Raw genomic sequence first — 23,907 nt, 5'->3', positions numbered from 1 at the left:
AAACGGCTTAAACCCAAAAATGAATAGGAGTGACTCAAAACGAAAGAGCAGGATTATCCTGATTCTGTCATTAAGTCAAAAACGGAATTATGAGAATGCTCAAATAAATAGTTCATATATACCCTTCAAACCTTAACAACACTGCATAACATATATCAAACTTTACTAGATTTAAGGAGGGTGACACTCTATGAAAATACTTCTTACAACAATATATGCCTATCCGCCGAGAGGCGGACTCGGGAAATACATGCACGAGTTAAAGGCGGGACTTGAAAAAAACGGCCATGAAGTAGAGATATTAGCTAGGCATCATGGTGAATACTATCTCACAACATCGAACGGGCGTTATCTTATAAAAAGAAAAAAGTCCAGCGGTAGAAGCCATCCATTATTGTCTTCAGGTTGGGTAGGCAAAAGAGTATGGAAGTTTCTTGATAAAATTCAGGATGAGGCTAAGAAATATTTCGATGCAGTTCGATCCATAGATTTGGAACAATACCAGGTTATTCATGCTCAGGAAATCATCTCTGCCAGCGTACTGGATGTCTACAACCCCCGCTCAACTCCAGTAATACTCACTTTGCACGGCTGCGTTACGGCCGAATACTATTATTACGGACTCATAAAACCCGGCTCTACGGGATGGAATCTATTATCCTCCTTCGAATCAGAGGTTATTCAGCGAAGCGATAAAACCATTGTACCTTCGAGATGGCTATTGAATGTGTGCCTAAGATGCGGGATCCCTACAGAGAATATCCAGGTCATTTCCAATGGAATCGATATTCCGGCCTTTAAGCGTCAGATGAACAAAAATACTGGACTCAGCAGTCCATCAAATAAAAAGATTATTATATGTACCGGACGGCTTGAAAAAGTCAAAGGTCAGCATGTATTGCTTGATTCCTTGGCACAGTTGAAAAAGAAACGGAGCGATTGGGTCTGCTGGATTGTCGGAAAAGGAGGCATGGAAAAAGCGCTTAAGAAAAAATCCAAACGGCATGGTCTGGGGAAATATGTTAAATTTTTGGGACGGCGCGACGATATTCCCGCCCTATTAAAACAGGCAGATATTTTTGTAATTCCTAGCCTCGAAGATAACTATCCTTACTCATTAATCGAAGCTCAAGTAGCCGGTAAAGCGATAATAGGCTCCAAGGCTGGGGGGATCACTGAAATGGTGGATCACTCAGAGAACGGACTCTTGGTCCCTCCAGGCAACAGTCAAGCGCTTTATCGAGAAATGAAGAAGCTGCTTGAGAATCGGGGAGTGCGTAAACGACTAAGCAGCAATTCCGAATCATGGAGCTTGAAACATTGTTCGCTAAGCACGATGACCAAGCGGGTATTAAATGTGTATACCCGTGCCATGAGTATGAAGTCGGCGACAAGGAGTGGGCAATGATATGCTGGACAAAGGACTTTCTATCGTAAAGCTGGATAGGAACAATATGCAACATTATTTATCAGACTTAATTGAAGTGGAGCATCTGGTTTATTTAAAGCGAGGACACTTATACTCAACCGAAGAATGGGGAGAACGTCAATTCCTTGCTGATCTGCCGGGGAAATATGATTTAAGCTATAGCGTTGTGAAGAGTGATATCGATAAACTCACGGCCTTCCTGATTTGCTCCGAACCGATTCCAGGCGTTTCTCACGTACATCGGGTCGCTGTGCATCCCCAGCATGCCGGTCATAATATAGGCAGGAAGCTCATGTATAGAGCTTATCAGGATTGGAAGATAATGCCCCAATATAAGACGTTTACGGCCATTATTCGAACGGATCATAAAATATCGTTACCCTTTGCCAAGCTGCTGGGGGCAAAAATTGCCGACAAAGCCTATATGACCTGCCATTTTAGCGAAATGGGGAGGTCGAATGTCCACATATTTGATGATCATTTTCAGGATGATTACGGGATCAAGTATGCATTGATTTATTTAGACAAGTAAGATCATCATGATGGGAGGAGGACGAGATGTCAAAGAGGATATGCGTTTATCAACCCAATGTCTTTCCCCCCCTTCACTACTTCAATAGAATCATGAACAGTGACATCTGGGTTATGCTGGATGATGTCCAGCTTAATAAGAAGGTGGGGCAGACTCGGTTTTCTTTGAAAATAAACGGATGCGAGCATTTGTTTACGATACCGATACCTGGCGGAAATCGGGTGAAAATCAATGCAGCCTCCATTGCATACCACCATGATTGGATCCAGAGGCTGCAAACGACACTTCACCATGCTTATCGCAAAAGCCCATATTTTGAGATGCTCTGGTCAGCTGCCATTGAATATATTCATCATCATCAAAGACTAAATTCCAGTTTTCAGATGTTCTGCGAACAATTCACGGTGGATATGCTGCGAAAATTGGGGTGGCATGGGGAGATCATTGGCTCTGCAGGCCTAGCAACTGAGTTTAAAGCTTCCGAGCGCATCGCGGAGATTGTTTCTAAACTGGAAGGGAGTCAGTATATTGGTGGTGGGATCGGTTTTGAGCTATACGTTGACCTCAATCATTTTCGGAGTCGTAATCTGAGCGTTATCGTACAAGACTGGAAATGCCCTGAGTATCCTCAGGGCAAAGGGAACTTTGTAGGGAATCTATCCATTTTGGATCTCATTTCCAATGTGAGTCTGGATGACGCGAAAGAACTGCTTCTGGCTGGGGGAACAACCGGCTGGAAGAGGTATGAATAAATGCGCTAGAAATCACGAGATCGATGCTCGTGATTTTTTTTTAGAATCAGATAGTAGAAGGCCAATCTACGGAGATCAGCTAAAATGGTTGTCAATCGTGATTCATTTATTCGCAGAATGTTAAATCGTGTATACGGAATGTTAAATCGCGTTTTTTTAATGTCATGTCGGAGGTCCTCCACATAGGATATAAAAGGAATACGGAGTGGAGGATCGCGGATATGGTGAAAACAGGAAATTCGGAAGGGTTCGAGCAAGGTCGTACGGATGGATTTAAAAAGGGAAAAGAAGATGGATATAATAAAGGGCTTGAGGATGCACAAGCCTTATTGGCAAACCCGCCTCTTAACGATATAAGTCTGAAGTGGCGGGAGCTTGGATGCGCTGATCAGATTGCAAGCCATTTCGGTTCTTCCGTTGTTTTGAACGACGGAAATATGGAGTGTTTGAAAGAAACATTCAAGAGTGCAATCTGGAAACTCGAAATTACGGCAAACGGACAAAAATATCCAATGATTTTAAAGATATTCAAAGCACCCGTGAACGAACAGAAACTTATCGAGTTAAACATGTACCGAAAAGCAACCCATATTTTATCGGATCTGATACCTAACATATATCTGATCGTGGAAGGTATGAATGGTGATGATGTATGGGTATTCATGGAGTTCGTCCCTCAAGTAAAGGGTCAGGTTATCTTTACACCTGATTATTTCGACCGGATTATCCCTTCCTTGGCGAAACTTCACGCGTTAACCTATAACGACAATTTTTATAGTCATTGGGAAACATTCGAGGAATGGCTCCCGCTTTACGATTCCCCCGCCTCAACGCAAGAACGCCAGAAAACGCATCAAAGAACTATAGAATATCTGGATAAGGCAATGGAACGTCCCGAATTAAAGGCGAGGCTGGAGTCTAGCTACGTTAATGTCCGTACCATGTTACAAAAGGGACCTATTTATTTTCCCGAGCTTCTGCAGGCAGGTAAAAGCATCATTCACAATGATCTGCAAACACCGAATATCGGCTGCCACAATGTAGCCGAAGAGAACTGGAACATTAAGTTTATCGATTGGGAAGGTGCACGTTTCTCACCTTGCTGGTTCGATATGTTTAATTTAATGGGTGTGTTTTTTGCATACCGCAAGGACTGGAGAGGCGACGAATATGCCGTAATTGAACGCTGTGCGCCTTTATATGCCGCAGAAATGCTCAAATATGGAATTCGGTTCGATACCGACCCGGTTACGTTGTACAAAATGGCTTATTTGCAGCGCGTTTTGGAACGCAGCTTGTTCCAGCAGCTTTTTTGGGGCGTGGAGGATCTGAAGACGGTTCATTTATTGGATCATTATCTAGAAAGAATCAATGTGTGGGGTAAGGAGCTCGGGTTATATTAATGCCAATGGTTTTAGCGGGATAGGGATCAGGGAGTATCAGAAACATTGGCATGATGGCCAGGTCAAAGCTCTGAAAACAGGAGGGAGGTATAGGAATGAATCATGTGTTAACCCGTTTAGATTTAGCGGATTCTCTACTGTGCTCCCTTCCCTCCAGGAGTCGGATTGCAGGAAGCCCGAAGCTTCCAAGCATTCGAACCTTCCGAATACGAGTTGACAGAACGATGCCCTTTGAGTTTGTTGCCAATTTGATGTCTCCGTTTTGCGGATTATGGGAGGCTGATGTCTGTTTTGATTACTCGGATTATGATAGCGCTCTGTCCGGTATTGGAGGGGAAGCTCAGGCGGATGTATATATCATCTGGTTAGATTGGCGGATTTACGCCCGCTCTATGAGTGCACAAGAAGCTGGACAATGGCTGAATGAACGGATCGTTAAACTGCGAATGGTAACGGATAAACCGATCTGGATAAATAACTGGCCGGAGTCCTTGGAAGATGCCGATAGGGTGCTCAGCTTCCGTGCCAGCGACCGTGGATGGTTCCGGAAGTTAAATTCGTTTTTGTTGGAGGCGGTTGAGAACAACACGGGCTGTGTTCTGATCGATTTAGCCCAATTGGCCCATGAAGGCACCGAATCCTTCTATGATTATCGGAACGAAGAAATCAGCAACTACCCATTTTCCAATCAGGCAACAACGATGATTTCCCGTCACCTTGGCGTCCAACTCTTGCCCGCTTCCTTGGTTCCAAGGCTTAAAGCGATTGCACTGGATCTAGATGATACGCTATATCACGGAGTCCTGGGAGAAGAAGGAGCTGAAGGGGTAACGTTAACGGAAGGCCATCATCGGTTGCAAAGGCTGCTGCTTCAACTAAAACAATCAGGAATTATGCTTACCTTATGCAGCCGAAATGAGGAGGAAGATGTTAAAGCACTGTTCGATGCGCGCACCGATTTTCCGCTGAGATGGGACGATTTTGCCGCTGTTCGTGCAAATTGGCAGACAAAAGCAGAAAATCTGAATCGGCTCTCTCAAATACTGAATATCGATCCGTCTGCCTTCTTGTTTGTGGATGACAATCCGGCGGAATTGGTGAAGATGGCTGCAGAATTACCGGAGGTGCGCCTTCTCCGTGCCAAACGAAACGGTGAAGAAACGATGCTGGGTTTATGTCATTTTCCCGGATTGTATCAACTTCACCGGGATGACATTGCCGTATCCCGAACAACGGATATCCAGGCCAATCAGGCAAGAGAGAAGATCAGGCAAACAGCATCGGATTACCATTCCTATTTAGACAGCTTGAACATGGTCATTACCATTTATGAGAATGAAGCTTCCCATGTCAAGCGGCTGTATGATCTAAGTCATAAAACAAATCAGTTTAACCTGGCTCTAAGGCGTATGACAGAAAATGAAGCAAATGACGTTATGGACGCCTCCAAATACGTTACGATTACGGTTGGCCTATCGGATATACTGTCAGACAGCGGAATTATCGGCACCTTTGTATGCAGGTTGGATGGCGAACAAGCGCATCTAATCGAGACGCTTTTTAGCTGCAGGGCGCTTGGACGTGACATTGAAACGGTAACCTTTGCCTGGACCTTGGAGAAATTGATGGATCGCGGAGTGCAGCGTATCCACATTGAGATGTCCCAGGGGCCGCGGAATGCCCCCGCCTTGGACTGGATAAAGCGTTTTGTTGAGGGCTCGCCGGAACAGCTGCCGCTTAGGGATCTCTATGCACGTGTAAAAGCTGCTTGCGGGAACCATCCTGCCAGAGTGGAGGTAAATCGATGACGGAAATACGCAAACAAATTGGGTCGATCTTATCCGAGGTGTTGAACACCCCGATACCGCCTCATGGTAATCCAAAGCGGGAAGAATTGCCGAATTGGGATTCTTTAAAGCATATGGAGCTCATTCTTCGCCTTGAAGAGCAGTTCGATGTTCGCTTTTCCATCAGGGAAGTAGCGGGTATTCAAAGCTTGGATGACATCGCCAGGATCATTGAGGTGAAGTCGTGAACCACAACATCACCGTTGAACGTTTCGGCATTCGATTAAGACCGATTACGATGGACGACGCCGAATTTATTTTCAAGCTAAGAAGGTCCCCTGAGTTATCGAAGTACATCGGAGAAATCGACTCCCGTTATGCTGTGCATGAAGCATGGTTGAAAGAATATTTTCATAGAGAGGGCGATTATTACTTCTGCATTGAGCTTCTCTCGGGAGTGCCGATCGGAACCATCGCGATCTATGATATTGATGGTCAAGCCGGCAATTGGGGAAGATGGATCATTTCCGATTCGATCCCAGCCGCTCCTGCCAGCGTATGGCTTATTTTTCACGTTGCGTTCGATATTCTGGGTTTGTCCAGTGTGTTTTCCAATACGGTTATCGAGAATGCGAGCGTCGTTTCTTTTCATGATCACTGCGGGCTGCCGCGAACCGGAATCGAACGCAATGGCCTGACGATCAGGGGGGTCCCTTACGATATGGTTATTCATACGGCTACGAAGGAGAACTGGCCAACGGTACAACAACGTTTAGAGAAGCCCGCCATTTTAGCGGAGCGTCTGCTCGGGGAGAATTCGGAAGGATAACGTTCGTTACGAAAAAAATCGCATAATACCAGTTGATGACAGCGATACACTCGCTGTCATTTCGTTGTTGATCAGTCCTTTTTTAGATTCGGATGGCGGGTATTTAGCATAATCTTTCTAAAGTCCAAGAACATTTTTTAAGAGTTTCATATAAATATTAATAGGAAGTGAAAGGACAGGCTTTCCGCTAACATCTAGTTAAAGGGAGGGTGAGATTATGCTCGAATCAGGAAATGAGAGAATTCTCATATTTGTACCACATGCTGATGATGAAGTATTGGGATGCGGTGGATTGATAGAAAAGGCTTGCCGATATAATAACACTGTCAAGGTTGTTTTGGCATCGGTTGGAAACACATTTTTTTGGCACAGAGAGAAGCCAGTGAGTAAAAATTCACGTAAGAAGGAGTTTTTTGCAGCGTTGAAATACCTAGGATGCCATGACTGGGACATCATGTATGATGATAAAGAGAGTATTCTGGATACAGTTCCTAAAAAAGAAATTGTAACAAAAATTGATAAATATTTAACAGGATTTAATCCTACTATGGTATTCCTGCCTTATCCCAGCTTCAATCAAGATCACAAGGTACTATCTGAAGCTTGTCTGACAGGCCTGCGGCCGATTCCTGATCGGCACTATAAAGTTATTGCCATGTACGAATACCCTCTTATTGTTTGGCAGTATCCAAAGTTAGCTGACGTTGGAGAATTGTACTTGGATATAAGTGATACGATAGACAAGAAGATAGAAGCATTACGTAAACACAAATCACAGCTGCGGGAACCCCGTCATTTGATTTCTCCGGAATCTGTACGGGAATGGGCAGCTAAACGAGGAATGGAAGTAGGATTTGATTACGCAGAGAAATACCATTTGATAAGAGCTTTGTTATTTTAATTCTAGGGAAGGAAATGATCAAGGTAAATAGCTTGAACCGTACCCATGGTTCAGGCTCTTGGTCGTGTGCCCCACTACATATGCTAGCCACATTGAAAAGGTTTTTTATAAATGCAAGCAAAATGAATCATAGTTGCATAGATATTATGTGAATGATCTAATGCATTCGCCGTTCACCACTTAAGATATGATTCATAATCTAACAATAAGAGGAAAGCCGACACGACAAAGGGGTGAGTCCGATAGTTTCAATCATAGTTAGTACCATGAGACCTGATTTTATGAATAATATATTCCAAAATTATGTACGCCAGAAAGTAAAAAACAAAGAAATGATTATCATTTTAAATCGAGATGATATGGATATTAAATATTGGAGGAAGATGGCTGGTAAACATAAGAGCGTAACCGTTTATAAGGTGTCAGAGAAGTATAACTTAGGTGCCTGCTTGAATTATGGTATCAAGAAAGCAAAATACAATGTCATTGCAAAATTTGATGATGATGATTATTATGCTCCGTGCTATTTAAAGGAATCACTTGATGCTCTTGCTCGCAGTAAAGCGTCTATTGTCGGGAAGCATACGGCTTTTATTTATTTTGAGGAGAAAAAAGCCCTAATGCTATTTAGAGATGGAGGCGAAAGGAAGTACCGAAGAAAGGTTAAGGGAGGAACTCTTGTATTTAAGAAGGATGTATGGAATAAGATTAAATTCGATGAGAAGCAAGTAAATGGGAGCGATTCGGATTTTTTAAGAAGGTGTAAGAGAAAGGGGTATAAAATTTACTCGGTGTCTAAACACAATTATGTGTGTATAAGGAGAAAAGATATTCATTCGCATACGCAAAAAACGAGTACGGGGAACTACATGGCCAGATGTAAATTAGTCAGGTATACCAACAATTTTATCCCGAGAATTACCCGTGATGATGTCGTTTAGCTAGGGTATCGCTACGAAAGATGGTCTAAGGTAAGGTGATATATGAAAATTGCGGTGATAGGTACAGGATATGTCGGGATCACTACAATCGCTTCGCTTGGAGAATTAGGCTATCAGCTCATAGGTGTGGATCAGGATGATAAAAAAATAGATCAATTGAAAAAAGGTAGGCTTCCAATCTATGAACCCGGTGTGGAATCTGTTATACAGTCGTTATTAAAACAGCAAACCCTTGAATTCACTAATAGGGTGGAAGAAGCTGTGGATAAAGCGGAGGTATTATTCATTACGGTTGGCACTCCTTCCGTGACAGATGGCCGTACGAATATGAAATACATTGATGCCGTAGCTATGGAGATTGGCCGACATATTAAAGAACATAGAGTCATAGTCAATAAAAGCACTGCGCCAGTCGGCACTACGGGCCGCATAGAATCCATCATTAACGATCAATTAATTACGAGAGATTATACAGTAACGTTTGATGTGGTATCTAATCCCGAGTTTTTACAGGAAGGAATGGCTTTACAGGGTGCGAGGAATCCGTATCGAATTATTCTCGGCTGCCAGTCGCTTAAGGCTACCGAGGTTATGCTAAAGCTGTATCAAAAAATCGATGTGCCTAAGCAAATTACGAGTCCGCGAGAAGCGGAAATGATAAAGTATGCTTCGAATGGGTTTCTAGCCACGAAAATTACGTTTATCAATGAAATAGCTAGGTTATGCGATCGTCTGGAGGTAGATGTAACCGAAGTAGCCAAAGGGGTTGGTGCGGACAAAAGGATAGGGGACTATTTTTTGTCGGCGGGACTTGGTTATGGAGGATCCTGTTTCCCTAAAGATATCTCCTCCCTTATCATGATGGGGCGCGAGGCCGGTGTGGAAATGAATCTCTTAAAAATCGTCCAAGAGATCAATCAAACGCAAACGGACTGGTTTATGAACAAGATTAAAGAAACGATGATGGATTTGAAAGGAAAACGGATTGCGTTACTGGGTTTAGCCTTTAAACCCGACACCGATGATATCAGGGAGGCGCCTTCGTTAAGGTTATGTCGAAGGTTGCTAGAAGAAGAGGCGATAGTAGTTGGATTTGATCCTGTCGCCAACCATAAAGTAGAAGAGCAGGTTCTCGATATTTCTATCGCGAATGATGCTTATCAAGCAGTCGAGGATGCAGATGCAGTTGCGATTTGTACGGAATGGAAGGAGTTTTTACATCTGGATTGGCGGAAAATAAAGTCTTTAATGAAAGGAACCCTGATTTATGACGGCCGTAACGCTCTAGATAGAGAAATGCTGAAGAGTGTTGGTTTTCAATATTGGGGTGTAGGAAGAAATTGAATGATAGTGGAGTCAAGATAGACCTTTCTGAGGAGTCAGGAAGGTCTATTTGTTTGAGTGAAAATTACAACAAGACTTTACTATAAATCAGCATCGGGCAATAGATTTCGAGCAATATATCGGATTCTTTTGAACTATGCTTATAATGGGGATTATATCCAAAATATAGACTTTAAATAAGAGAGTCTTTAAGATAAAAAGACCGCTCGCATTCTATACGAGCGGTCATATTCTAGATTGGCTGACATTTAAATGGCAACTATGTTATTCAATTCCCGCCTCCCCCTAAGCGGATGATTTTACCTCTTCCGGTAAGGCCTCTTGTAATATTTCGTGCATCATAGATTAGTGATGCATGTTTCACAATAAACTCCACCGGCAGCTGGGAATGATCGGTCGCGATGATAACGCAATCCGCGTTTGCGAGATTTCCCTCGGTGAGATCGATGCTTTGATAGGTTACACCATCCAATGTCATGCGTGATATTAGAGGATCATGATATTCCAGATAACATCCTTCCTGAGTTAATAGACGCATGATTTCAATTGCCGCGGATTCGCGTATATCATTGACATCCTTCTTGTAGGTAATGCCGATAACAAGAATCCTGGCTTCCTTCCAATTGGAATGAATTTGCGCTTTAACTTGATTCACAATATAAGCAGGCATTTTCTGATTTATTACTGCGGACGATTCGATGAAGGAACTATGCAGCCCTGCTTCCTTCACCTTCCATTGAAGATACAATGGATCTACGGGGATACAGTGGCCTCCTGCTCCAGGACTCGGAAAAAACTTCGTAAAACCGTAGGGCTTCGTACCGGCAGCATCGATAACTTCCCATGCATCAATTTTTAGATGATCACATAGCGTCGCAAATTCGTTAATAAACGATATATTAACATAACGATATGTGTTTTCTAATAACTTTGTCAGCTCTGCCGCTTCTGTCGAAGATACTTTTATGACTTGGTCAAAGACCAAGCTATACAGTCCATAAACTTTTTGCGCACACATTTCCGTGATGCCGCTGATCAGCTTTGGTATGGCCTGGAACGTAAATTGCTGGTTGCCGGGATCAATGCGTTCAGGGGAGTAGCCAAGATAAAAATCTATGCCTGCCTTAAGGCCTTTTTTCTCCAGCAATGGTTTCAATACATCTTTTGTAGTGCCCGGATAAGTAGAGCTCTCCAGAATGATCGTTTGTCCTTTTTGAATGTGCTCATTTAACATATTCCCGGCACTTATTAAGAAACTAAGATCAGGAACGTGTTCTTCATTTAATGGTGTCGGTACGCAAATGATGATGGCATCAACATCGGCAACAACACTGAAATCATTCGTGGCGGATAAATTTCCCGAGATCACCTCGGAATGAAGGATATCGTCTGATATATCAAGCAAATAGCTCTTGCCTATCTTTATTGAATGAATCTTATTGAGGTCAAGATCGATTCCGCTCACTTGGTAGCCTTCCCTCGAGAACGTCAGCGCGAGAGGAAGTCCTACATATCCAAGGCCGATTACGGCAATTTTACGATTCAAGTTTATCCCACCTTCACTGTTCGAATAATGCTATAGTATGCGGTGTTAAATATACTTGATATGGGATATATATCACTATTTACCAATGAGTGGATAAATAAAAGTGATTTAATCGTTTACAAATTCATATAAATTTGTTTTAGATCCTTTGCCAGCGAACGAGAGTCGTAATAATCCTCTATATACTCCCTGCTAGCCAATCCAATGAGATGACGCAACCGTGGTTTCAGGATAAGCTGCTCAAGCACACGATAAAGGTTGTTCGGATCCACATTGACAATGGGCAGCAGAGGCGGGTATTTATCCCTCAGCTCTTCGCGAATATAGCACAGCACAGGTTTACCAAGCGCCATTCCTTCTAGTCCAAACACGCCGAACGAGCCTTGAAGAAGCTGATCGATGATAATATCTGCCTTGCGGTAGCATTGAATCGCATTGTCATGTGTCATATTCTCTACCAATTGAAAGTCGAACTGTATGTTATTTCTTCGAAGACGTTCAACGGCTTCTAAAACATATTCAGTGCCCTTCAAATAGGGGTTTGTCGGTGCATGTATAATTAACGGACTTTCGCTATCTTTGGATGGATAAACGGGGATGAATTTATCCAGCGTGATGAACTGTCGGAGAACGTGGACATATTTGTAATATTTTTCGATATAAGGATAAAGTTCATAATCAGCAACAACTGCGTGGTCGATGTACTCCGACAACTCCTCTAGTTTATGTCTAATTTTGTTCTCCTCCCTGCGCCGCCCACCTTTCACACGTACAAACGGATTGCCGAAGCTGCTGGCGACGGAGAACATGCGTACGTCTGAGCCCCGGTGCTGAACCACTAATTTCTTGCCGTGGTTTTTAAGAATGGCTAAGTCCGACCTGTCCTTGAAGAACGTCTCACCAAAATGAAAATGAAACACATCGTATTGCTCAATTGCTTCAGTCAGAAACTCTTCCCGTTGCTTTTTTCTTTCGGCACCGCTTAACCGTTCCAAGTGCAGGCATTGATCAGGCTGTTGAAGAATACTTCGCTCCCTGAAATGGCAAGAAGTAGCATCGACACCGATATCACGCAATGCAGCGCACATCTCGATCATCTGCCTGCCAACCGGCAGGTGAAGCACTTTCACCCGGATTCCTCCTCTTCATATTGATAAATGCCATTAAGGCTAATTGCTTCAATAGTTTATGTTTATTAACGAATACACGATTGGGCAAGCGTTAAATCGGCGATATATATACATACGCCGTTTCACTAGGAACGCGGGGACATATATTATCCTATGATTTGTCATGGGGAGGTGAAAATATGTCTATCCTTGTCACGGGTTGTGCCGGCTTTATTGGTTCACATGTGACTGCTAGGCTTCTGAAAGAAGGACATCTAGTTATCGGACTGGATAATTTGAATGACTACTATGATGTTACCTTGAAGAAAAGCAGGCTCGAGTTATTAAAACGTCCGAACTTTATTTTTCAGAAGGGGAATTTAGAGGATCGTGACGGGATTGAGCGACTGTTTAAGCAATGGGAGCCTAAGATCGTAATAAACCTGGCTGCACAGGCAGGTGTTCGGTATAGTTTGGAAAACCCGCATACCTATATCGATTCAAACATCGTCGGATTTACGAACATTTTAGAAGCTTGTCGCCATCATAAAATTGAACATTTGATCTATGCTTCGTCCAGCTCGGTTTATGGGTTAAATACATCCTTGCCTTATTCGACGGCAGATACGGTTGATCGTCCCATTAGCCTATATGCCGCAACTAAGAAAGCAAACGAGCTTCTCGCGCATACGTATAGCCACCTTTTCGGTTTGCCTACGACGGGATTACGATTTTTTACAGTGTACGGTCCGTGGGGTAGACCCGACATGGCCCTGTTTATTTTCACGAAAGCGATCCTTGAAGGTTCGCCGATCCACATCTACAATAACGGGAAGATGAAACGGGATTTTACCTACATTGATGATATTGTCGAAGGGATCGTTCGTTTGATTCCCTTGAATCCTAAACCGAATCCGACTCCTTATAAGGTTTACAATATCGGTAACCATAGCCCTGTCGACTTGATCGCATTCATAGAAATCATCGAAAAGAAGCTGGGCAAAGTGGGAGACAAGCGTTTCATGCCGCTTCAACCCGGGGATGTCCCGGTAACTTATGCAGATGTTTCGGACCTAATGAAGGATACCGGTTTTAAACCGGATACGCCAATTGAGATTGGCATCGGAAATTTTATAGATTGGTATAAGGCATATTACCCTATTTAAGTGAGCGTGACGAGAATGAAAATACTTTTGGTGCCTAATGATCCTGGATGGGCTTTCGATAACCGGGCGAAGGATCTAATGGCGCTCAAGTGGAAGGGGATTCGATTTGATTTAAAGTATCAATGCGAAATCAAGTCCATTGATCACAAAAATTATGATCTGATCTATCCGCTCTCTTTGACGATTGCCCGAAAGTTGAATCGTGGAGGCGTCCCGTTTAACAAGATGGCAACAGGGATAACGTCAATTAGAGTTTATGAAAAGCAATTGATTGACAAGGGAATGTTCAAACCGGAATTTTTGCAATTTATAAACAAAATGCGTGGGATTAATGCCTGGTCAGACGAGATCGTTCGAACATTTAAACCTCATACCCCCATATACAAAACTCGGATAGGTATTGATACAAATTTATTTAAACCAAGGCGTAGAAGAAAAAAGGATTCCGATACGTTCAAGGTAGGCTGGGTAGGCCGGATAGATGAAGCCAAGCATCGAGAACTGAAAGGATATGACCTCGTGCTTAAGGCACTGAAAGGATTGGATGCAAAGCTTGAAATAAGATCCTATAAAGAGCATTACGTGCCGCGGGTCAAGATGGTAGACTTCTATCAGGATATTGATTGTTTCATATGTTCAAGCCGATCTGAAGGTCTTCCGAATCCCGTTCTGGAAGCAGCCGCTTGCGGTGTGCCTATCATCACGACAAAGGTAGGAATTGTTCCTGAATTGATTGAACACAAAAAGAATGGGATTATTATTCCGAGAACAGCTGAAGCAATGAGAAAGCAAATTAAATATTTGATGAAACATCCAGAGGAGTGTAAAAAGTTCGGGACAAATATCAGGGAAACGATCGTTAATAACTGGACATGGGACATTTGTAAAAAAGACTGGGAGGCATTCTTTAAGTCAGTCGTTTAGTGAAAAAGAAAGGAGGGATAGAAGCCGAATTTCAAACAAGGAAGCGGGCATAGCTTCCTTGTTTCTATCGAGAAGTGCTAGATAGGGGAATAAAATCCGAACGTTTCAGGAACACAGAATCGATACAACTAGGGGTGAGATCAAATTAGAGTACTATATCTTGTACCAAGGCCAAATGTAGGAGGATTGCAGACAACGCTGCGAAACCGAATTCTCGCACTCCAAAAATATGGCGTCAAATCGGAGGTCGCTTTTTTTGCTCGAGGTGATGGTGAATATATCTTCAACGATATCCCCCATTGCTTCATAGAATCCGTGGATCACTTTAAACGAAAGATTAATGACGGGAACTACAATTATTTGTCATTTATCTACTCCCTAGAATATCTTCCGCATGTACCTGATCGTTTTGCCGGAAAAATTATATATGAAGTGCGCGGATGGAATACACGCATTGCTCAGTACATCAGCAATCTCAATCAATACGGAAGAGTGGACGGCATTCTATGTATCGCCGAGTATTTGAAACCGATGGTTAGGCGGTTAGCGCCGAATATTCCGGTCTTTGTGGATGGCAATACGGTACATCCGATGTTTCATTATCGCAAGCCATCGGACAGAAGTTGGAAGGAATGCCCTGCTCCTCAAAAAGACCATAAAGTTATCGCATATGTTGGAAGGATTGAACGCAGTAAAAACTGGCGGGAATTTGTACGAATTTGTGCAAAGTTGAGAAAAACAGAAATTATAGAGCCTTGGATCATTTGCAATAGAGATACAACTAGAGAATATCCGAGATTACTCAGAAAAAGCTCTCGGAAAGGACTGGAGAATGTTCTTAAAGTAATTAGCCATGTACCAAATCATTATATGCCGGAAGTTTACTCTGTGATAAGAGATACAGGAGGTTGCATACTATCGACATCTACTAGAGAAGGATTAGGTAATCACATACTTGAGCCAATGGCGTGTGCGCTTCCAATTGTAAGCTCCAATGTACCCGGGAAAAATGAGATCATTACGCATAGACAAAATGGTTTGCTTTACCAACTTGGAGATATTGACAATTCTGTTCGGTATGTCAAAGAAGTAATAACTGACCAACGTTTACGTGATACGCTCCAAAAAAATGGTCTACGAAAAATAAGAAAGGAATTTAATGAAGAGAAATATGCAAATCGTTACTTGAAGATATTATCCAAACTTTCATAAGTTTCATAAACCAAGCCGGGCAGTTAAACTGCTCGGCCTGTTATTATACCACATGAATATGCTTGGCTTGTGAATTACATGTTTCATAATGGAGCTGTTGTTCACAGGGCAATACTCTTACACTATTAACCTATCGGCGGACTTGCCCGCGAATTTCACCATCCGGATTTTGGATCGTATGAACATTCACATAGGCATTGCCACGCTCGAATTCACGGATCAGATCTCGAATCGTTCTGCCTTGCAGAGGACCGATCAAATCCTGATTCGTCAATATTCCCTGGACGACTCCCCGTCTTACGGTGATACCGAATTTTGATGGCCCGAACAAAAAGGCGACAATGGGACCGTTTTCTCCGACTCTTCCGAGATGAATATGAGCTTGGGTAACACGGCTAATATTATTGACCACAAGTCTGAACCGAAGTTGGGTACCCGTTCTGTTGACCCGAAAAACCGTATTTCCAAAGGCTATCGTTCTAACAGGTGGTACCTCGTTTCTACCTAATAATGATGCCCTGAATGTTCTGATAGGTCTTCACTTCCTTCCTTTTTGATGCTCTAGTTTATTCAATTTCGATAGAGTTGTATGTTTATTGGTCCATTAGCTCAACCCAATTTTATTTCGGTGTAAGGTACGAACGCCGTTACAGTAAATAAACCTATACATAAAATGAGGAGGAAGTGTTCTTAATCCCAACTTGGCAGGTGAGAAACATGTCGAAACGAAGTCCTGCGAGTCCCTTTAACAGAAAAAAGAGGAGAGGATCCTTGTCCCCGATCATAAATGCCGAGTTTCCTAAGGTATCCGTCATCATTCCTGCCATGAACGAAGCGAAGACCATTGCGGCAGTCATTCGGCAAGCCAGCCAAGTGCACGCCAACACAGAGGTTATCGTTGTTGCCAATGGTTCAACGGACGGTACGGCAGAAATTGCTCAGAGCACCGGAGCGAGGGTGATCCACCTGCCGTTTCCGCTCGGTCATGACGTGGGACGAAGTATCGGCGCTGCAGCGGCTAGAGGAGACATCTTGCTGTTTACCGATGCAGACATCGTAATCAAAGCAAGTGATATGACCCCTTTGACAAAAGCCGTAGAAGAGGGGGTGGACGTGGCTTTGAACAAGTATTTGGGTCCGACCGATAAACATCACGTTCACAGCGTTATCCTTGCTAAGCATACGTTAAACATTTTGGTATCCAATCCCGATTTGAAAGGAGCTTCACTTACAACCATTCCACATGCAATGAGCCGAAAAGCGGTAAATCTGATTGGTATCGACAATTTGGCCGTTCCTCCGAAAGCTCAAGCCATGGCCATTTATAATGGCTTGAAGGTACGGGGGATTCATTACGTGGATGTAGGAAAAAGAAATCCCAGGAGGGGTAGAACCAGAGGGAATGATCCCCTTGAAACCCTGATTGTGGGGGACCATTTGGAGGCAATAAATTGGTTAATCTCTCAATCCGGCATGCGGGGGAATCGATCAGATCTCGCACGAAAAAGAGAAAGCGTGTGGTGATGAGATGGTGCGAAGAAAGCGGAGACGAGGTATGATACCCGCCTCAAGTTCTTTAAGGAGAGCAATGAAACCCATAAATAAAAGAGCTAGGACCAAGAGAAAACGGAGCGGTCATAAATTGGGGGCTCTTATTTTCAAGAATCGCCGGATTTCAAACGAAGCGGTCGACAATTGGAAAGAGAGAGCTTATGCTGCCGGTTATCAGCAAGCGGCCCATGAAGCTTCAACAACGGCGGATACCCCCCCCCATATCAAAGTGAACGAGAGCTGGAATCGCTGGTACCATTCAGTCAAACCGCTGCCATGGACGGTTTACCACGCAGCGGCGTCCAAATTTGTGGAAGGACACAGTAAGCATTCCGGAATATTTCTAGGAAATGCCGTTCTCCTGCCGACGGACAAAAGGGTAGCGGCGATCGTCTTGGTGATGAACGAGAAAGACACGATTATAAAATTGCTGGAGCAGCTTCATCGGCTGCCGCTTCATGAAATCATTTTTGTGGTGAACGGATCCACCGATGAAAGCTTTGAAATGATCCGAAACCAATCGAAAGCCATCATTGTACACTACCAACAAGCTTTGGGACACGATGTTGGCAGAGCGGTCGGGGCGAAGTTAGCCGATTCTGAAATTCTGCTGTTCCTTGATGGAGATGTTCCGATATTAGCAGAGCATCTCGTACCTTTCATTGATGCCATTGAACAGGGTAGCGATATTGCCTTAAATGATATTTCTCCATTGATCGGAATGTTTACCAACAGAGACTACGTAACCATAGTGAAGGAGTTTATTAACCGATCCATGGGCAGGGCGGATCTCGAAGCCAATTCGCTTACCGCGGTACCTCACGCGATGAGGAAGGAGGCTGCCCAAATCATCGGATACGCCAATTTATCTGTCCCACCGAAAGCGCAAGTCATTGCCCTTGAAAAGGGTTTGAAAATAAATGCACCGGCCAGCGTAGACGTCATTACGAAAAATCGGCTCCGAGCTCGAAATGTCGGACAACAAAATGCAGTTGCCGATTTGATCATCGGAGACCACATCGAAGCTCTCAAAACGGTATTCGACATAAAGGGGCCGCGGCTATCTTTTATGGATCAGATTAGACAAAGGCAGCTAACCAAGGTTTAGAAGGTGGTAGCTATGAAAAAAACAAGCATCATTATTCCGACTTTCAATGGCAGGGAGCTGCTAAAGGATTGCATTTATTCGATTAAACGCCATACGAATGAGCCTTACGAGATCATCGTTGTTGATAATGGTTCCTCCGACGGTACCGTTGACATCTGCCGTCAGGAGGGGATTACCTTCATTTCATTGGCAAACAACATTGGCTTTCCAGCTGCATGCAACAAGGGTTTGAAAATTGCAACCGGCGATACGCTGCTCCTGCTGAATAATGATGTCATCGTCACCCGCAACTGGTTGCAGAATATGTTGAATTGTTTGAACAGCGAAACCAAGATCGGAATCGTCGGGCCGCTTACCAACTATGCAAGCGGAAAACAACAGATCGATATGCCTTATACCAGCTTAGAAGAGATGTCGAACCAGCTGAATGAGCCGGATGCCAGTAAGTGGCTTCAAGTGGATCGAATCGTAGGCTTATGTTTCCTGTTTAAACGGGAATTGATGGATCGCATCGGACTGCTGGACGAACGATATTCACCAGGTCATTTTGAAGACGATGACTATTGTTACCGGGCCAGGAATGCGGGATATACGTTCAGGATCGCGGGCGATGTTTTCGTTTTTCATCATGGGAGTGCCAGTTTTGCCAAGCAGGACATGAGTCAAGTGAAGCATCTTATCGATACAAACAAACAAAAATTCATGGATAAATGGGGCGTCGATCCAACGATCTATGTATAATCATCTATTTTGCGAAAGGAAGGATTATATGAAGGGCGTCATTCTGGCAGGAGGTACGGGTACCCGGCTTTATCCATTGACCAAAGTCATAAATAAACATCTGCTGCCTGTCGGGAAGGTTCCGATGATATGTCATGGAATCGAGAAATTCAAAAAAGCGGGCATCGAGGAAATTCTCATCGTGATCGGCAAGCAATCGGCAGGTTTATATATAGACCTGATCGGCAGCGGAAAAGAATGGGGAGTCAGCGTCACATTTAAAGTCCAGGAAGAAGCCGGGGGAATTGCCCAAGCATTGTACCTTGCCGAACCGTTCATAACACCTGGCGAAAAGTTCGTTGTGCTTCTTGGCGATAATCTGTTTGAGGATCAACTAATCACCTTTGTGCAAGCTTTTGAAAAACAGGCCACTGGGGCGCGCGTGCTTCTGAAGAAAGTTCATGATCCGAAGAGATACGGTGTTCCCGTCTTGGAGAAAGACAACATCGTCATGATCGAAGAGAAGCCGGAGGAGCCTAAATCCGATTATTGCGTAACCGGTATTTATATGTATGATTCGACGGTGTTTGAAACGATCCGAACCATAAAACCATCGGCACGAGGCGAATTGGAAATCACCGACGTGAACAATGTGTATGCATCGAAGGGGCAGCTTACCTATGACATATTAGACGGATGGTGGACGGACGCCGGAACCTTCCAGTCCCTGTACCAAGCCAGTGGGCGATTGTGGTGAACCCTATTTCGGGAATGAATAAATCCGGAGGCCTGACCGCATGAGAACAATGAATGAGCATTTGCTGCTTCAGGGGGGAGAGCAATCCGCCCAGCTGGAAGGATACAGAAAAGGTTATTCCGTGGGACGGAGAGAGGGATACAGGCTCGGTTTTTCCGATGCGGTAATAAGGTCCTTACCCAAGGAAGAGGAGCAGGTCCGCGATCTCCGTATTCTTTATGTCACTGCAGGCATTGGCGTTCCTTATCCTGCGCTGGATCAGGCGGTGACTGACGCATTAAAGGGACTGGTTCGAAGTCTCTCGGTTGCGAGCCCTTCAGAAGATATCGTCCTTTTGGCTAAGAAATTCCAGCCGGACCTAGTACTTGCTTTAAACGGTGTCGTTTTGGAAGCCGATACGCTCAAATCGCTCCGGGATAGCGGATTTAAAACGGCCATTTGGTTTACGGATGACCCGTACTATACGGACTGGACGGTTTCGATCGCTCTCCGTTACGATTATATCTTTACGCTTGAATCCAACTGCGTATCATTTTATCGCGATTTAGGTTGTCAGCATGTGTATTACTTGCCTTTTGCAGTCAATCCGAACGTATTTTATCCGAAGCATGTGCCGACCTCCAATCAGACCGATATTTGTTTTATCGGAACGGCCTATTGGAACAGAGTGGAGTTAATGGATCATCTGGCCCCGATATTGAATAATAAAAAAGTCGTCATTTCCGGATGGTGGTGGGACCGGATGAAACATTACGCCCAGCTGTCCGACAAGATTAAGCTCGGCGATTGGATGACGCCGGAGGACACGGCAACGTACTACAATGGAGCCAAGATCGTCATCAACCATCACCGTTCTTCCGATGACGATACAATCAACGCCAACAGCAGAAAGGTAAAGGCGCTTTCCGTCAATCCCCGCACGTTTGAAATATCCGGCTGCGGCACGCTTCAGTTATCGGATATCCGCCACGATATGGATCAGTTATATTCCCCTGGTACGGAAATAGAAACCTACGGCTCTTATGATGAACTGATGGATAAAATCGACTATTACTTGCGTCATGAGGAAGAGCGACAGCGAATTGCTTTAAACGGCTTGATGAGAACGAGAAAGGATCATACCTACCATAAACGATTGAGCACGATGCTTCGTATCATTTTTCCTTGAGTCAAGCCAAATTGGATTGTTATACCCGTTTCCTAATGAGTTCCAAAGAATATATTGTGCGTAAGACGGGGTGATCATCATACGGCAGCACTTAGAGAAAAGAAGACACAGGCCGGTAAAGAGGCGACATAAGCGAAAAGTTATTCTTCAGAGAACAAAAGGCCAAACGCCAAGCGACTGTACCCAGAAATTGCTGGAGCAAGCGGCAGCTTCGTTTAATGAAGGCTTTGATACCGGCTACGACCAGGCGATGATGAGGTCGCAGCATTCGGAACCCGAAACGATGGTTAAACCCAGCTCGGGAGAGGACTACTCGAAGGGATTATATGAAGGAGGAGAAGGGATCGTGGACTCGATACTCCCGGAGCTAGAGATTCTTCCTGAAATTTCGGTTCGCCAGATTATCGAAGCTGGTATGGAGCAAATGAGTTCTCGGTATTATCGTCTTCTAAGCGCGGCGGAGGTCGCAAGGAGGCTTAACGAAGCTTTGGATTCAAGCTCCCCGTTGTCCGTTATCCGCTTAGGGGATGGGGAACTGCTTACGCTTGCGCAGGAGTTGGTTTTGAACATGGACGAAGTGCGCAAAGAAGGACATTTTTTAAGTTATGCCGGTGTTCGTTTACCTGATCTAAAAGCAAGAGATATGTTGGCAGCCTCCGTGAGAAAGGCCGATATCGTTGGCATTCCCAAACTAAGATTGCCGAACTTTCAACCACTGGGCTTTTCTGTTTTTAGAGCCCATGGCATTGATTATCGAAAGTTGCAACTAACGTTATCGACGGTCAACTATGCATTGCATTTGGAAGGTTTACTGGGAGGGATCCTTGCAGGACGTCGAGTTCTCGTGGTGGGCAATTCCGCTCCCGGTCTTTCACGGGTGCTGTCAGGCCGCGGAATCAAGGTGGCGGGCACGGTCGCCCCCGTGGAAGGAATCCACGATATTCCCAGAATCATGGATGAAATTCGAGGGCATCCATTCGACATCGCGCTGGTGGGTGCCGGCATTCCGGCTGTTATCATTACAGAGCGAATTGCCTCCGAGCTCGGAAAGGTCGCTATCGATTTCGGGCATCTGGCTGATTCCTTAGCAAGCGGGGAAGCAACCTTATGAACCGCATCAGCCATCATAAAACGGACGGTTACAACGACGGGTTTAACAAAGGCTTCCATTCCGGCTACAAGGATGGATACAGCCGGGGGCGGCATATGGGAATATCCCAATTCAGGAATGTTTTTGAGGGTACAAGTATCATTATACCGACCTATAATCAGCTTCCTTATTTAAAAGAATGCATTGAAAGTATCGCTCAATATACCGGCACCCCGTATGAACTCATTATTATTGATAATGCATCCGATGACGGAACTGCGGAATTCCTCAAATCTTCCCAAGGGCTCCGCTATCGAATCAATGAAGAAAATTTAGGCTTTGCAGGGGCTGTAAATCAGGGACTGATGATGGCAAAAGGAACAACGTTGATGATCTTAAATAATGATTCCGTTGTAACGACCAACTGGCTCTCGAATTTGCTCGTCTGTCTGCACAGCGACCCGCAGTTCGGGATTGTCGGTCCGGTGACAAATTATATCAGCGGAGAGCAACTTATTCATGTCAGCTACCACGATATCGCCGAGATGCAGCAATTCTCCAAATCATACAATCACTCTAATGCGCACAGCTGGACCGTTACAGAACGCTTGACAGGTTTTTGCATGTTGATCCGGCGTGATGATTTTTACCGATTGGGTTTTTTTGACGAGGGCTTTGAGATCGGCAACTGTGAAGATGACGATTATGGGCTGCGTGCCCGTCTTCTTGGAATGCAGCTCATTATCGCCAAGGATACGTTTATTCACCATTATGGCAGCGTCAGCATGAAGACGTTAAATTCCAGATTCGAACAAGTGTATGCGAATAATCTTACTTTCTACTCCAGCAAGTGGGAAGATCCTCAAGAGATGTTGTCCCTGAAGTGGCAGCGGAGCTTGAACCGGGACATGAAGCTGCGGACCGTTGATATGTATCCGACGTGTGTCTTCGTGACAGGGGCAGACTCGGTAATCTATTGGATTGAGAACGGAATCAGGCACCCGGTTCATGGAGCCGTCGGCATTCAGGCAGTACGGGTTTCACAGGTTGATCTCCGCTGCTGGCCGCTTGGGGATCCCATGGCTGCGGAGGAAGCCGTTGGGCGTATGAGGACTGTGTATTTTCCATCCACGGAATCTTGGGAGCAAGAAGGCAAACTGATCAAGCATAAGAACGGCAGCGTTTATCAGTACAAGGGGAATCGGCTGCAGCGATTCCTGAATCGGCTCGTCTTAGCGGCTTGGCGCCTTGATTTTTACGAGCCGCTGCTAGTGAACGAGCACGAAATCCAGCAACATGGGGAGGAAATTCCAATCATTTCTCCTCCGGTGATCAAGGCGGATAACATTTAATTAAGAGAAAAGGGTGAGACGGATGAGAGCAAGGAAAAAAAATGGCGGTGCTGCGTTGAAGAGAAAAGGAATCCGTGGAAGAGGCTTAAGAGGGAAGGGGGCGAATCGAGTTTTTGGGGGAAAGAGAAGAAAAGGTCCAGGAAGAATAGCTCCTCGACAAACGGCTGCCGAATACAATCAATCCTATGATGCGGGGTTTGATAAAGCGTATAACGAAGGATTTAACGTTGGTTATGCGGAGGGTATGGAGGCCGGTCATCAAGAAGCTTATAAAGGAGAAGGATAA

At 44.4% G+C, this 23,907-nt stretch carries 24 protein-coding genes; 21 read left to right on the top strand and 3 right to left on the bottom strand.

Translation table 11 applies throughout. The features are described 5' to 3' along the window. The first annotated feature begins 190 nt into the window (after positions 1 to 190). The 10 genes from RB297_RS12930 (at position 191) to RB297_RS12885 (ending at position 9,918) form a co-directional block, all read left to right on the top strand. Entirely contained in the window at positions 191 to 1,408 is a 1,218-nt protein-coding gene (locus RB297_RS12930) for a glycosyltransferase family 4 protein (protein ID WP_096775333.1), read from the top strand. 1 nt (position 1,409) lies between these two features. Next, positions 1,410 to 1,961 (top strand): GNAT family N-acetyltransferase, encoded by a 552-nt coding sequence (locus RB297_RS12925; protein ID WP_096775334.1) that lies wholly within the window; start codon positions 1,410 to 1,412, stop codon positions 1,959 to 1,961. A 26-nt stretch (positions 1,962 to 1,987) separates the two neighbouring features. Further along, complete coding sequence (locus tag RB297_RS12920) at positions 1,988 to 2,713, top strand: WbqC family protein (protein WP_096775335.1); 726 nt, start codon at positions 1,988 to 1,990, stop codon at positions 2,711 to 2,713. 221 nt (positions 2,714 to 2,934) lie between these two features. Beyond that, positions 2,935 to 4,116: a phosphotransferase gene (locus RB297_RS12915; protein WP_096775336.1), complete on the top strand. Its 1,182-nt coding sequence runs from the start codon at positions 2,935 to 2,937 to the stop codon at positions 4,114 to 4,116. A 392-nt stretch (positions 4,117 to 4,508) separates the two neighbouring features. Beyond that, positions 4,509 to 5,924: an HAD-IIIC family phosphatase gene (locus tag RB297_RS12910; RefSeq protein WP_375120644.1), complete on the top strand. Its 1,416-nt coding sequence runs from the start codon at positions 4,509 to 4,511 to the stop codon at positions 5,922 to 5,924. Beyond that, on the top strand, positions 5,921 to 6,151 hold the full coding sequence (locus tag RB297_RS12905) for an acyl carrier protein (protein WP_009591683.1): 231 nt from the start codon (positions 5,921 to 5,923) through the stop codon (positions 6,149 to 6,151). Before RB297_RS12910 ends, RB297_RS12905 begins: the two co-directional genes overlap by 4 nt. Then, positions 6,148 to 6,732, top strand: coding sequence for a GNAT family N-acetyltransferase (locus RB297_RS12900; RefSeq protein WP_375120643.1), 585 nt, complete (start codon positions 6,148 to 6,150; stop codon positions 6,730 to 6,732). Before RB297_RS12905 ends, RB297_RS12900 begins: the two co-directional genes overlap by 4 nt. A 217-nt stretch (positions 6,733 to 6,949) precedes the next feature. Beyond that, positions 6,950 to 7,633 (top strand): PIG-L deacetylase family protein, encoded by a 684-nt coding sequence (locus tag RB297_RS12895; protein WP_096775340.1) that lies wholly within the window; start codon positions 6,950 to 6,952, stop codon positions 7,631 to 7,633. A 233-nt stretch (positions 7,634 to 7,866) separates the two neighbouring features. Continuing rightward, positions 7,867 to 8,574: a glycosyltransferase family 2 protein gene (locus RB297_RS12890; RefSeq protein WP_255250582.1), complete on the top strand. Its 708-nt coding sequence runs from the start codon at positions 7,867 to 7,869 to the stop codon at positions 8,572 to 8,574. 42 nt (positions 8,575 to 8,616) lie between these two features. Further along, complete coding sequence (locus RB297_RS12885) at positions 8,617 to 9,918, top strand: UDP-glucose dehydrogenase family protein (protein ID WP_096775342.1); 1,302 nt, start codon at positions 8,617 to 8,619, stop codon at positions 9,916 to 9,918. A gap of 268 nt (positions 9,919 to 10,186) precedes the next feature. Here the strand turns inward: RB297_RS12885 and RB297_RS12880 are convergent, their stop codons facing one another. Continuing rightward, positions 10,187 to 11,464 carry a nucleotide sugar dehydrogenase gene (locus tag RB297_RS12880; RefSeq protein WP_375120642.1) on the bottom strand — a complete coding sequence of 426 codons (1,278 nt, stop codon included), beginning with the start codon at positions 11,462 to 11,464 and terminating at the stop codon, positions 10,187 to 10,189. Between the two features lie 116 nt (positions 11,465 to 11,580). Next, positions 11,581 to 12,594 carry a glycosyltransferase family protein gene (locus RB297_RS12875; RefSeq protein WP_375120641.1) on the bottom strand — a complete coding sequence of 338 codons (1,014 nt, stop codon included), beginning with the start codon at positions 12,592 to 12,594 and terminating at the stop codon, positions 11,581 to 11,583. Positions 12,595 to 12,773: 179 nt separating this feature from the next. Here RB297_RS12875 and RB297_RS12870 point away from each other — a divergent pair, with 179 nt between their 5' ends. The 3 genes from RB297_RS12870 (at position 12,774) to RB297_RS12860 (ending at position 15,875) form a co-directional block, all read left to right on the top strand. Then, on the top strand, positions 12,774 to 13,739 hold the full coding sequence (locus RB297_RS12870; RefSeq protein WP_096775345.1) for an NAD-dependent epimerase: 966 nt from the start codon (positions 12,774 to 12,776) through the stop codon (positions 13,737 to 13,739). A 15-nt stretch (positions 13,740 to 13,754) separates the two neighbouring features. Then, positions 13,755 to 14,663 carry a glycosyltransferase family 4 protein gene (locus tag RB297_RS12865; RefSeq protein WP_096775346.1) on the top strand — a complete coding sequence of 303 codons (909 nt, stop codon included), beginning with the start codon at positions 13,755 to 13,757 and terminating at the stop codon, positions 14,661 to 14,663. A 186-nt stretch (positions 14,664 to 14,849) separates the two neighbouring features. Further along, the gene (locus tag RB297_RS12860) at positions 14,850 to 15,875 is read left to right on the top strand and encodes a glycosyltransferase family 4 protein (RefSeq protein WP_375120640.1); all 1,026 of its coding nucleotides are present in this window, start codon (positions 14,850 to 14,852) and stop codon (positions 15,873 to 15,875) included. 130 nt (positions 15,876 to 16,005) lie between these two features. Here the strand turns inward: RB297_RS12860 and RB297_RS12855 are convergent, their stop codons facing one another. Beyond that, positions 16,006 to 16,407: a CHRD domain-containing protein gene (locus RB297_RS12855; RefSeq protein ID WP_096775348.1), complete on the bottom strand. Its 402-nt coding sequence runs from the start codon at positions 16,405 to 16,407 to the stop codon at positions 16,006 to 16,008. Between the two features lie 185 nt (positions 16,408 to 16,592). Here RB297_RS12855 and RB297_RS12850 point away from each other — a divergent pair, with 185 nt between their 5' ends. The 8 genes from RB297_RS12850 to RB297_RS12815 all read left to right on the top strand — a co-directional run bounded on the left by RB297_RS12850 (position 16,593) and on the right by RB297_RS12815 (position 23,907). Further along, positions 16,593 to 17,399 carry a glycosyltransferase family 2 protein gene (locus RB297_RS12850; protein ID WP_375120639.1) on the top strand — a complete coding sequence of 269 codons (807 nt, stop codon included), beginning with the start codon at positions 16,593 to 16,595 and terminating at the stop codon, positions 17,397 to 17,399. A 118-nt stretch (positions 17,400 to 17,517) separates the two neighbouring features. Beyond that, positions 17,518 to 18,534 carry a glycosyltransferase family 2 protein gene (locus RB297_RS12845; protein WP_255250583.1) on the top strand — a complete coding sequence of 339 codons (1,017 nt, stop codon included), beginning with the start codon at positions 17,518 to 17,520 and terminating at the stop codon, positions 18,532 to 18,534. A gap of 12 nt (positions 18,535 to 18,546) precedes the next feature. After that, positions 18,547 to 19,275: a glycosyltransferase family 2 protein gene (locus RB297_RS12840; protein WP_096775351.1), complete on the top strand. Its 729-nt coding sequence runs from the start codon at positions 18,547 to 18,549 to the stop codon at positions 19,273 to 19,275. Positions 19,276 to 19,303: 28 nt separating this feature from the next. Continuing rightward, a complete protein-coding gene (locus RB297_RS12835) occupies positions 19,304 to 20,011 on the top strand; it encodes a sugar phosphate nucleotidyltransferase (protein WP_375120638.1) in 708 nt (235 codons plus the stop codon). Between the two features lie 40 nt (positions 20,012 to 20,051). Continuing rightward, positions 20,052 to 21,179 (top strand): CgeB family protein, encoded by a 1,128-nt coding sequence (locus RB297_RS12830; RefSeq protein WP_096775353.1) that lies wholly within the window; start codon positions 20,052 to 20,054, stop codon positions 21,177 to 21,179. A gap of 346 nt (positions 21,180 to 21,525) precedes the next feature. Next, positions 21,526 to 22,290 (top strand): GT-D fold domain-containing protein, encoded by a 765-nt coding sequence (locus RB297_RS12825; protein WP_255250584.1) that lies wholly within the window; start codon positions 21,526 to 21,528, stop codon positions 22,288 to 22,290. Beyond that, on the top strand, positions 22,287 to 23,621 hold the full coding sequence (locus RB297_RS12820; RefSeq protein ID WP_375120637.1) for a glycosyltransferase family 2 protein: 1,335 nt from the start codon (positions 22,287 to 22,289) through the stop codon (positions 23,619 to 23,621). The genes RB297_RS12825 and RB297_RS12820 overlap by 4 nt, the downstream gene beginning before the upstream one ends. Positions 23,622 to 23,643: 22 nt before the next feature. Continuing rightward, positions 23,644 to 23,907 (top strand): hypothetical protein, encoded by a 264-nt coding sequence (locus tag RB297_RS12815; protein ID WP_041621943.1) that lies wholly within the window; start codon positions 23,644 to 23,646, stop codon positions 23,905 to 23,907.

It is taken from the genome of Paenibacillus sp. CR_12 (assembly GCF_041953985.1).
Taxonomy (GTDB): Bacteria; Bacillota; Bacilli; order Paenibacillales; family Paenibacillaceae; genus Paenibacillus_AQ; species Paenibacillus_AQ lautus_A.
This window is presented reverse-complemented; position numbering and strand designations above follow the sequence as displayed.

Coding starts and splice junctions, on each gene's coding strand:
- RB297_RS12930 (WP_096775333.1), top strand. CDS start 191: ATGAAAATACTTCTTACAACAATATATGCCTATCCGCCGAGAGGCGGA.
- RB297_RS12925 (WP_096775334.1), top strand. CDS start 1,410: ATGCTGGACAAAGGACTTTCTATCGTAAAGCTGGATAGGAACAATATG.
- RB297_RS12920 (WP_096775335.1), top strand. CDS start 1,988: ATGTCAAAGAGGATATGCGTTTATCAACCCAATGTCTTTCCCCCCCTT.
- RB297_RS12915 (WP_096775336.1), top strand. CDS start 2,935: ATGGTGAAAACAGGAAATTCGGAAGGGTTCGAGCAAGGTCGTACGGAT.
- RB297_RS12910 (WP_375120644.1), top strand. CDS start 4,509: ATGAGTGCACAAGAAGCTGGACAATGGCTGAATGAACGGATCGTTAAA.
- RB297_RS12905 (WP_009591683.1), top strand. CDS start 5,921: ATGACGGAAATACGCAAACAAATTGGGTCGATCTTATCCGAGGTGTTG.
- RB297_RS12895 (WP_096775340.1), top strand. CDS start 6,950: ATGCTCGAATCAGGAAATGAGAGAATTCTCATATTTGTACCACATGCT.
- RB297_RS12885 (WP_096775342.1), top strand. CDS start 8,617: ATGAAAATTGCGGTGATAGGTACAGGATATGTCGGGATCACTACAATC.
- RB297_RS12870 (WP_096775345.1), top strand. CDS start 12,774: ATGTCTATCCTTGTCACGGGTTGTGCCGGCTTTATTGGTTCACATGTG.
- RB297_RS12865 (WP_096775346.1), top strand. CDS start 13,755: ATGAAAATACTTTTGGTGCCTAATGATCCTGGATGGGCTTTCGATAAC.
- RB297_RS12850 (WP_375120639.1), top strand. CDS start 16,593: ATGTCGAAACGAAGTCCTGCGAGTCCCTTTAACAGAAAAAAGAGGAGA.
- RB297_RS12840 (WP_096775351.1), top strand. CDS start 18,547: ATGAAAAAAACAAGCATCATTATTCCGACTTTCAATGGCAGGGAGCTG.
- RB297_RS12835 (WP_375120638.1), top strand. CDS start 19,304: ATGAAGGGCGTCATTCTGGCAGGAGGTACGGGTACCCGGCTTTATCCA.
- RB297_RS12830 (WP_096775353.1), top strand. CDS start 20,052: ATGAGAACAATGAATGAGCATTTGCTGCTTCAGGGGGGAGAGCAATCC.
- RB297_RS12820 (WP_375120637.1), top strand. CDS start 22,287: ATGAACCGCATCAGCCATCATAAAACGGACGGTTACAACGACGGGTTT.
- RB297_RS12815 (WP_041621943.1), top strand. CDS start 23,644: ATGAGAGCAAGGAAAAAAAATGGCGGTGCTGCGTTGAAGAGAAAAGGA.